We start from the raw sequence: 9,156 nt of genomic DNA, 5'->3' as shown, positions 1-9,156 counted from the left end.
ATAGGGAAGCGCGCACCCTCAAAGAAAGGAGGTTACACACCATGAAGAAGCAGACAGAGAAAGACAAACTCACCGCCTTATACGAAAGACTCTCCCATGACGACGAGCGAGCCGGGGAATCCATCAGCATTGAGAACCAAGATGGGATTTGTCAAGGATATTTTCTCCAAAAAAGCAACAGTATAGGACTTTAATATCTCATACCGCCACTTTTGCCTACCATGACCGATTTTCGTACATATCCTTGCTTCGATAAACAGTATTGTGAACTGCACAGAGAAGATTATCAAGGGCGTGATAATCAGTGCTAACAGGTTAAAACCTCGGCAAATGCACCAGCGAAAAGATATGAACACCATAGGGAGGCTTGCTATACCAGCAAGCCTCCCTTGACTTTGCTAATCAGTGTTCCTGGAATTGTTTCTCTAATCTTGCAAATGATGAATTTGCCATCACCTGCTTGGCTGGGATGAACAGATACTTCCACGGCTTATACCCATTTGCCCTGCACCAGCGAGTTGCAACCTCGCAGTATTGGATACCACGCTTCTTCTTGGCAATTACATCTGGATCATTCATGTCTTTTTCTGCCTTGACCTCGATCAGATAGCAACAGTCCGCAGTTTCAACAACAAAATCCGGCTCATACCGTTTGCCGCGGTTGTAGGTGATATTAAATTCATTAGGTGCTGGGCGCAGCCATTTCAACACATCATCGTCTCTGTCAAGGACACGAGCAAGGGTTAGTTCTCCCTCCTTGGAATCGAACTTGGCCTCTGCAAAGACGCCCCTCTTGATTCCTACGAACAGGATGGAGTGAATGTCGCCTTCAAAGTCATCATACAGTCCAACACGCTGTCTAAATCCAAGACTTTGCCGAAGATTACTGCACCTTACATCCATGACCTCCTCCTGCAAGAAACCATTTTCGCAGTAGAAATGCTTCATCATTTGCGTGTAGATTTTATTAGCCAAGTCACGCCGATACATCATCACAATGTTCTGCATCCCATTTGTGCCGTATGCTGATTCATAGTGGTTGCAGACCTGTGTGATGAGTTTGAAGAGCAAGGTTGAGCAACGCTCATAGTCGATTTCCGGCTTCTTGCGAAGTTCGGCCAGAATGACTTTCTTGGGGTTATAGCCCTCGAAATCAATGGCATCACCCTTAATTCGCCGCCGGTCGCTCATATCCTCAAGATTTTGGATAAGCAACTCATTTTTAATGGGTACATGGGTGAACTCGCTGAGGTTTAAGTCAAACTCTACAAACACATATTCCTCAACACCCGCATCCGTCACACGAAGGCGGGGAATGGGGATATACTTTCCAATGATGGTGTTGTAGACCTGTTCCGTTTCCTCCTCCAGCCACGCAAGGAACGGGTTTTCATTGTCCTTGAAGGTCTTGCCTAAATCCTGATCTTCCTCTATTTTTGCCTTGACCGCCTGGACGATTTTCTGCTTGTCCGGTTGTGTTGGAGCAGCGGGAGTGGATGCTACAGAAATATATTCCTCAGTTTTTTCTTGCAGATAGGTTCTGGCCGCCTGCAAAAGTGCATCGTTCTCCTTGCTCTCTGTAACGCCTGTTTGCTCATAGGCACGCTGTAGTTCCCGGTCTGGTTCATCGCCAAATGTAAGCTGTGTATAAGTAATCTCCTCCGGCTCGTCCAAATCCTCCGCCTGAATGACATTACCAGCCTTGAAAATAGAATCACCTCTCTGTGCCTCTGCCAGAATATCCTGAAATTTATCGTGGGCGGTGAGCATCATAGCATCTACATCACTATCCCCGGTGCGTTCTCCATAAGGCAGACGCAGACCTCGCCCGACCATTTGCTCCCGCAGAATTTTAGAAGCGGCCGTGCGGAGGGGGACGATGGTATATAGGTTGTTGACATCCCAGCCCTCTTTGAGCATATTGACATGAATCACGATCTCGACCGGGTTGTCTTCTTCCTCAACTCCCAGCAATAAGCGGGTGTTGAACTCTGTTTCCGCACCCTTTTGCTTGGAATGAACTGTGATTGTCTTGTTACGGTACGCACCGTTTCTAAACTCATCGGATTTGATGAAGCTTTCTACCCAAGCAGCATGGTCAGTATCTTTACAGACTACCAGCATAAAAGGCTTTACGAGCCGAACAGGCTTCTCTGGAGTGCTGTGATTGGCGGCGTACATCTCCAACTTGCGTTTGACTCTTTCGTGGCAGGAAATCCCGTCCAGCAGCATCAGCTTGTCCAACTGTTCGTCGCCAAAATTGAAAAAGTCAATGTCACTGCGGGTCACGGCAAAGGGTGTGCGGGTGTAGCCGTCCTCGATAGCCCTGGACAGTGGATATTCGTATACAACATTTCTGAAAGGAACCTGCTTCGCACCCTTTGCCACCAGAGGTGTTGCTGTCAGTTCCAGTCCCAACAGAGGGTGCAGATCATTGAGGGCCTGAGCGCCCCGCTCCGCCCGATAGTGGTGCGACTCGTCCATAATCAGCACCAAGTCCGGCAAATTGGAAAGAAATTTATAAAATGACGCACCAATCTTTTCGTGAGGATTGCGCATCTTTGCGCCCTCTTTATTAAATTTGTCAATGTTATAGACAAAAATGTGGACTTCCGATTCAAACAAGGACATGGTCTTTTCTCTGTAATCGTCATCCGTGATGATTTTCGGAAGCGTAGCAAAGCAGCCAAGACCCCGGAATACATATTTGGGGCTGTTGTTGTCGCTCAAATCTCTTTTAAGCTTCTCATAAATGGTGGTGTTGGGAGCAACGACAAAAAAGTTCTTAATGTTATGTTGGGTGTATAGATAGGCGATAAACGCACCCATCAGCCGGGTCTTACCCACGCCAGTGGCAAGGGCAAAGGTCAGGGACATAAACTCCCGCTCGAAGTCCGAGCAGGTAGGATACATGGCGTGGACGCTACCCAATGCCGCTTTCAAGTTCATGCCTTTGCGGAGATTGACCGAGGTGATAATCTCCTCCAGAATTTTCAGAGAAGCAGTCTGGGGCTTGCGCAACGACATGACGCCGCTGATATAGTCAGTTGTGTATAAGGGGAAACGCTCACTCATTATCTTCCACCTCCTCGTCTTCATAGACCGGCGGGTGTACGATGTTCAAACTGTAATCGTCCTTACCGAATTCGCAGCGGTCAAGAAGCATTTGCGGGATTTTCTTCATAGCAATATTCGTATACGCCCTATCTAATCCCCTGTCATAGGAGCGGCAGGCAATGACGAGATACTCGCCCTCCTCCATGCTGCCTTTAATGGCATCCAGATAGGCAGCGGTCAGGTGGCGGGTGGTAGTAAAGAGGTAGCTGTTTTCATTACCTATTGCCTGTTTCCAGAAGAAGTCTGTGCTGGGATGATAAGTAAAACCTTCATGGAGCGCCACCGCTACCGCCAGTGCATCGGCATCATAATCAGGGTTGATGACAGCTTCTCCAAAAGCGTCCTCGTTAATAAGTGTGGGCGCAAGTTCGTAGAAACGATAGCCTCCGCCGCCCTGCCAGTTTTGGGCTTTGGTAATACCACCCTGATCCTCTCCGGCAATTACTTTATCCAGCCGTACCTTGCAGTGAGTATAAGCATGGTCGCCCATCTCAATGCCGATATACCGCCGTCCCATCTTGTGGGCAACTGCTGCGGTCGTGCCGGAACCGAGGAAAGAGTCGAGAACGAGGTCACCAGGATTAGTGGCAATGTGAATAATACGTTCAATTAAACGCTCCGGTTTAGGCGTATCGAACGATATATGACTACCAAATAAGGCATTTACTTCATCTTTAGATTCACCTGTGTGTCCAACCTCATCTTGCGGCCACCATGTCCAAGGTACAAGCCCTTTCGCCTCTGACAAAAACTGCTTTCTTCTGGGTACTCCTGTCCCATCTTTCCCAAATGTCACTCTTCCGTCTGATAGCGCCTTTTTGAATTCTGGCTCTATAACTTTCCAGCAGTTCCCAGGTGGTGGAATGTGTATTTTCCCATTGGGTGCTGTAATTTCGTACATTTGATTAGGTCGGTATCCCTGCGCCAGTAGAGATACCGATTGCCATGCGCCGCGTGGATCATTATCTGGGTTTTTGTAGGCTTTCATCTGTTTTTCGGTTAACGGCAAGAAGTTACGGGCGTTCTTAAACAATTCTTTATCTTTTACATAAATCAAGATGTATTCATGAGAATCACCGATTGATTCACGATTTTCACGCGAATAACGCTTTTGCCAAACAATAGAAGCAAGGAAATGCTGCCGCCCAAACACCTCATCACAAAGAACTTTCAGATAATCTCGCTCATCATCATCAATACTAATCCAAATACTTCCGTTCGCCGATAAAAGCTGCCATAAAATCTCCAGTCGGGGTCGCATAAGATTCAACCACTGGCTATGCTCCAGATTATCATCATAATGCTCAAAAGCTGAGCCGGTATTGTAAGGCGGGTCAATGTAGATGCACCTCACCTGCCCAGCAAACTTTTTCTCCAACGCTTTCAGGGCAAGCAGATTGTCCCCATGAATGAGCATATTTTCCGTGTCCGGGTCGATCGCGATATTGGACAGAGCGGCATTTTCAATCAGCAACCGAGGCTCGACTCTGATTGGGTCATCCTTGCCGTACCAGGTCAATTCCAGTTTATTTGCCACCCTGCAACACCTCCCACTCTTTTTCTGCTAACGCTCCAAGCTGGCTTGTCAGATTAGAACATACATCTTCGTCCAAAGCCACTGCCCAAGGCTTAAACACCGTAGTGGGACTCATGGATATTGCCGCAAAAATATCAGGGTGATTAAGATTGTTCTTTTGGGCCTGCCGTATCGCAGAATCCCGGTCAAAAGGGTTTTTGCTTACTTCATAGTATGTATCGAGAATATCTTGCTCTAAAGGAGTTATGATATTCTTTTCCTTCAACATTTCTACCAGCACATTTATAGCATCCACAAATTATCCCTCCTCGTCAGAATAAAATTCCAGTATTTCATCAACACCGCAATTCAATGTATTGCAAAGTCTTTCAATGGTCTCCATAGATAAATATTGATTTCTTTTGAGCCTTGTAATAATATTAGCACTGACGCCAGCTTTTTCTGCAAGCTGGGCGTTTGTTATTTTGCGGTCTATCATGAGATGAAACAATCGATCATATTTTACTGCCATATCAAAACTCCTATTCGTTTGTACCGTTATTGTATGGCTTGAGTTCTAAATGCTCCAGTTTTCCTCTCTGGTCACCGGTTAGGGTATGTACCCCCCAACACAGCAGATTGCGAGGTCGAGAACAGGCTACATACGCAATACGAGCGGCCTCATCATCCGGATTCAACCAGTTTTCCCAGTAACCAGTCTTACCACGGGCATCAGCTGATGACATCAATAAAACCGCATCAAAGGTTCTGCCTTTAACTGCGTGAATTGTCTCCACTTTCAATTCTGTTGGATCAATTTGATTCATCAAGCCGATAACCTCTGAACCTGTACCGCGAACAGCTCGTACAAAAGAAGCCGATCCGTCCAATTGTGTCCCAAGGTTCGCCTCAAGATGCTTGTTTAGTATGGCAACAATTCGCTTCTTATTTTCAGCTGTCCAAGAAGAGTATGTTTTTCCTGCCATATTAGAAATAGAGGATACGCTTACAAGCTCGGTCATAATATCTCTGAGTAATAGACGCCATGTAATTGCGTCTTTACAAAGAGTTTCAGGATAGTAGAAATTATTTGAGCGTCCTTGAAATCCATACCACTTTTGTAACTGACCACCAAGTAACCTTAAAGCCATCAAACAACCATCAGCCGCATGGGAGTTCCATAGCTGAATTGCATAAATAATCGGATATTTTTTTAGTACATCAGAAGTATCAGAGCTTATTTTCGTTTTCAGAGCTTGATTTCTTGTAAGGACAACAGCTTTTTCAAACTGTATGCCACGCTCTTTAAGCATTTCTTTGAATGCAATTATGGCATCTCGCTCAGAAGCATACTCAATATAAAAGCAATCAGTGTCGTACCGACTTTCGACTTTTCCGGAAATGTCGGATGTTATAGCGGCAATATTCTTTGAAATATCAACTATACTTTGTGTGCTTCTAAAATTATCAGTCAGTATCTGTTTTTCAAAGGCTTTCGCAGTAATATGTTCAATAAAATATTCTGGTAATGCGTCTTTGAAAGAATAGATGGCTTGGTGGAGGTCACCAATATAGTGAACCTTAACACCAGAGTCAATCAAAAGCCCAAGCAAACATAATTCAGTAGCAGAAAGGTCTTGACACTCATCCACCATAATGAGCGGGAACTTTTGTGCAATCGCCTTACAGATTTCAGAATTTCGCAAGCACTTTACAGCAATACTATTCACATCTTCAAAGTTCGCAAATCCGGCTTGAAAGAAAGCAAGTTTGCAATCTTTGATTCTTTCACGCAAATAGTCGAGTTGGAATAAACCGTGTTCATGTTTCTTTTCTCTAATGGAATTTATTAGTTGCTGCGTTTCTTTTGAGTTGTAGCGGTCAGTTATACTAATCGAGTTTTCACCAGACCCTACAAACCAATCTCGTTTGCCACTCAAATAGATTAACTGATTAGCGTATATTGTGCTGGAAAGCGGAAAGTTCAACTTGTAATTCTGAAGCCACTGGTTATCATACAAGTCTATGTTTGCATCAATAATACGAAAAGATTTGTCTTCTATTTCCGGCTGATTTCGATAGAACATATATCCAAATCTCTGAGCAATGTGCCCATGCACAAAACTCGAAAACGTGCCGACATAGTGGTTGGAGGGAATTGACGTATGATAGAACATATGGATTCGAGTCGCAATCGTGTCTGCTGCGTCATTTGTAAAAGTCAACACAGCGATTCCCGTTTTTTTAGATTGCCATTGGGAAATTTCATAAGTGGCTTTCATACCTAACACTTCTGTCTTTCCGCTACCGGCGCACGCCTCCAAATAAATACATTTATCAATAGATGCAAGAATATAGCTTAACTGCTTATCCGTCTTATCCTCAATCCTGCACACTCCAAACAGCTTACATTTGCCGTTACACTTGTGAGGACAATTAGTAATATCATCTACTCCGCATAAAACAACAGAAAGAGCGCATTGCTTTTCATGCCTGGTCATCTTGAATTCCCCCGCAAGCCCACAATACCGCATTGATTATATACTGCGGTATAATAAAATCATCAGGAATCTGTTCAGCTAAAACTTGCGCAAATATTCCTTTTCCAATTGAACGATCCTCTATGCGTTTGTATATAGATTTTGCATCCTCGGCTAATTGGTCCTGACTGTCATATCTCCCACTTCTCTGAATAATTTCATCAAGCTCATTACAAACTGGCCCGTCTTTTGTTCGCCACAGTTGCTTTAGGACATTTGCAAAGCAAACTGGGTTATAAATCGCCAAATCGTATTCAAAAGTTTTCATAGGTGAAATATATAATCTGGTTCTTTCAGTTGAGTTTATTTCTTCTGCATACTCTAAGGCAGGATTCTGTCCCTCAACAGCCTCGCCAATTTTTGGAAACACACTTTTTTCTGGGTCTCTATCAGTTATTCCTGCACAATAAATGGGAATACACGGTCCTGAGGAACCTTGGAAGTTTCCAAATAGCTTCATGAAATATTTGAAATTGATTCCATTGATGTTGATGACCGAAATACCCATCTCATCCAAAGATGCACCAAGTTTTTGAGCATCATTTCTCTCATCATTATATTTTTTCAACACCAGTTCTGCTAAGCGGGGTATAACAAGTGCCTCAGCAATCCCTTCCACCAAAATAATTCCTCTGGAAAACAGCATAGTAGACTTTGTAACATCTAACCATCGGTTAATATACTTTTCCGCCAATGGGTCTTGAAAATCCTTCTCACTAATCGTAGTAGCGGAGATGCTTGTTTTTGTTCCGGTTATGACTATCAGTTTATTAATAGCAATGGACGAAGCGAGAACCGGCGAATGCGTAGAAACAATTATTTGCGCATTCGGTAAAGTAGTAGAAAGTGATTCAAGGTATTTGATGAACTTTATCTGAAGCTGAGGGTGCAAATGTGCTTCGGGTTCTTCTATCAGTAACATAGTAAAAACATCGGACTCCTTAACCAATTCCAACTCAGAGAGTACCGTTGCAATATATAGTAAGTTGTTGTACCCCAAACTATTTGTGGCTAAATCCCGAAATTTTGTAATGTCAGTTTCGCCGCTACCAGGGAAGAACACCATCCTGATGTTTTCCACAATTTTATTAAAGCTTGTTTCTGTGAACTGCAAGTTGATACTTTGACCAAGTTGCTTTCCAAGTGATTCATCAATTTTTTTATTGATTGCTCTCTGCACAATAGAAACTCCAGAGTCGCGACCTTCTTCCCCTTGGACAATACTGTCGTTGAAACTTTTTACTGTGTCTACAAGGAAAGTTGCGTCTTCGCCGTATTGTTTTTTGAGAAGTGCTGCAATTCTCGATCGCTTCCCAGCAGATAGCTTTGATTCTGCATCGCGCAAAGGAGGGAGGTATATGCACTCAATCCAATCAAATGTACTATCTTCAAAAATACCCGCAGATGCTCGCCCTCCCCAATATCTCCATCTACTTGTTCCTGGCCTAATTGGATTTTCAGAAATTTGAAGATGTAAATGACCTTCAAAGTTAGAATCGCACCATGATAGAAAAGCTATTTTTTCATCTTCAGACAAAGCGGTAAGGTCTGCGCTAATTTCGATTTCTGAAGATACAGAGTCCTTATCCGTAGAACAATAGAAATCATCCGAAGAAAAAGAATATCGAGAATCCACCTCCCGGAAAAGCATACGCAAAGCATTTATTATAGCCGTTTTTCCGCAGCCATTCTCTCCGAGCAAAACATTTAGACCTCGGTTGAGAGTGACTTCTGATTTTTCGTAAGTATTTTTATATCCACAAAGATGTAGCCTTGAAATATACATGATGCAATCAGCCTCCAAAAAGCATTGGTCAGACTTTATTTCTTTTCAAAAAGTATAATATCACAGCATCGTGAAAAAATCAATGCACAGGTCAGAGAGGGATGCTATTTTCGCTACTTCGCAAACCTGCAAATAGGTGTCAAGCCCCAAAATGAAAAAAGACAGCATAATTTTTGCGGCATGAAAATGGGTATAAC

The 9,156-nt window shown here is 43.6% G+C and carries 7 protein-coding genes; 1 reads left to right on the top strand and 6 read right to left on the bottom strand.

Annotated elements, in window-relative coordinates; genetic code table 11:
* Positions 1-194: hypothetical protein (locus D1646_RS22810; protein WP_207709450.1), on the top strand; the 194-nt coding region annotated here is incomplete at its 5' end.
* Between the two features lie 208 nt (positions 195-402).
* Here the strand turns inward: D1646_RS22810 and D1646_RS20940 are convergent.
* The 6 genes from D1646_RS20940 to D1646_RS20915 are packed head-to-tail and all read right to left on the bottom strand — an operon-like array spanning position 403 to position 8,959.
* Entirely contained in the window at positions 403-3,075 is a 2,673-nt protein-coding gene (locus D1646_RS20940; protein WP_160638314.1) for a DEAD/DEAH box helicase family protein, read from the bottom strand.
* Entirely contained in the window at positions 3,068-4,654 is a 1,587-nt protein-coding gene (locus D1646_RS20935; protein WP_160638313.1) for a site-specific DNA-methyltransferase, read from the bottom strand. Before D1646_RS20935 ends, D1646_RS20940 begins: the two co-directional genes overlap by 8 nt.
* On the bottom strand, positions 4,644-4,949 hold the full coding sequence (locus D1646_RS20930; protein WP_160638312.1) for a hypothetical protein: 306 nt from the start codon (positions 4,947-4,949) through the stop codon (positions 4,644-4,646). Before D1646_RS20930 ends, D1646_RS20935 begins: the two co-directional genes overlap by 11 nt.
* Before the next feature lie 3 nt (positions 4,950-4,952).
* Positions 4,953-5,165 carry a helix-turn-helix transcriptional regulator gene (locus D1646_RS20925; RefSeq protein ID WP_160638311.1) on the bottom strand — a complete coding sequence of 71 codons (213 nt, stop codon included), beginning with the start codon at positions 5,163-5,165 and terminating at the stop codon, positions 4,953-4,955.
* Between the two features lie 10 nt (positions 5,166-5,175).
* Positions 5,176-7,134 (bottom strand): UvrD-helicase domain-containing protein, encoded by a 1,959-nt coding sequence (locus D1646_RS20920; RefSeq protein WP_160638310.1) that lies wholly within the window; start codon positions 7,132-7,134, stop codon positions 5,176-5,178.
* Positions 7,121-8,959: an AAA family ATPase gene (locus D1646_RS20915; RefSeq protein WP_160638309.1), complete on the bottom strand. Its 1,839-nt coding sequence runs from the start codon at positions 8,957-8,959 to the stop codon at positions 7,121-7,123. The genes D1646_RS20920 and D1646_RS20915 overlap by 14 nt, the downstream gene beginning before the upstream one ends.
* Positions 8,960-9,156: the final 197 nt, after the last annotated feature.

The organism is Pseudoflavonifractor sp. 60, from assembly GCF_009911645.1.
Classification (GTDB): Bacteria; Bacillota; Clostridia; order Oscillospirales; family Oscillospiraceae; genus Lawsonibacter.
This window is presented reverse-complemented; position numbering and strand designations above follow the sequence as displayed.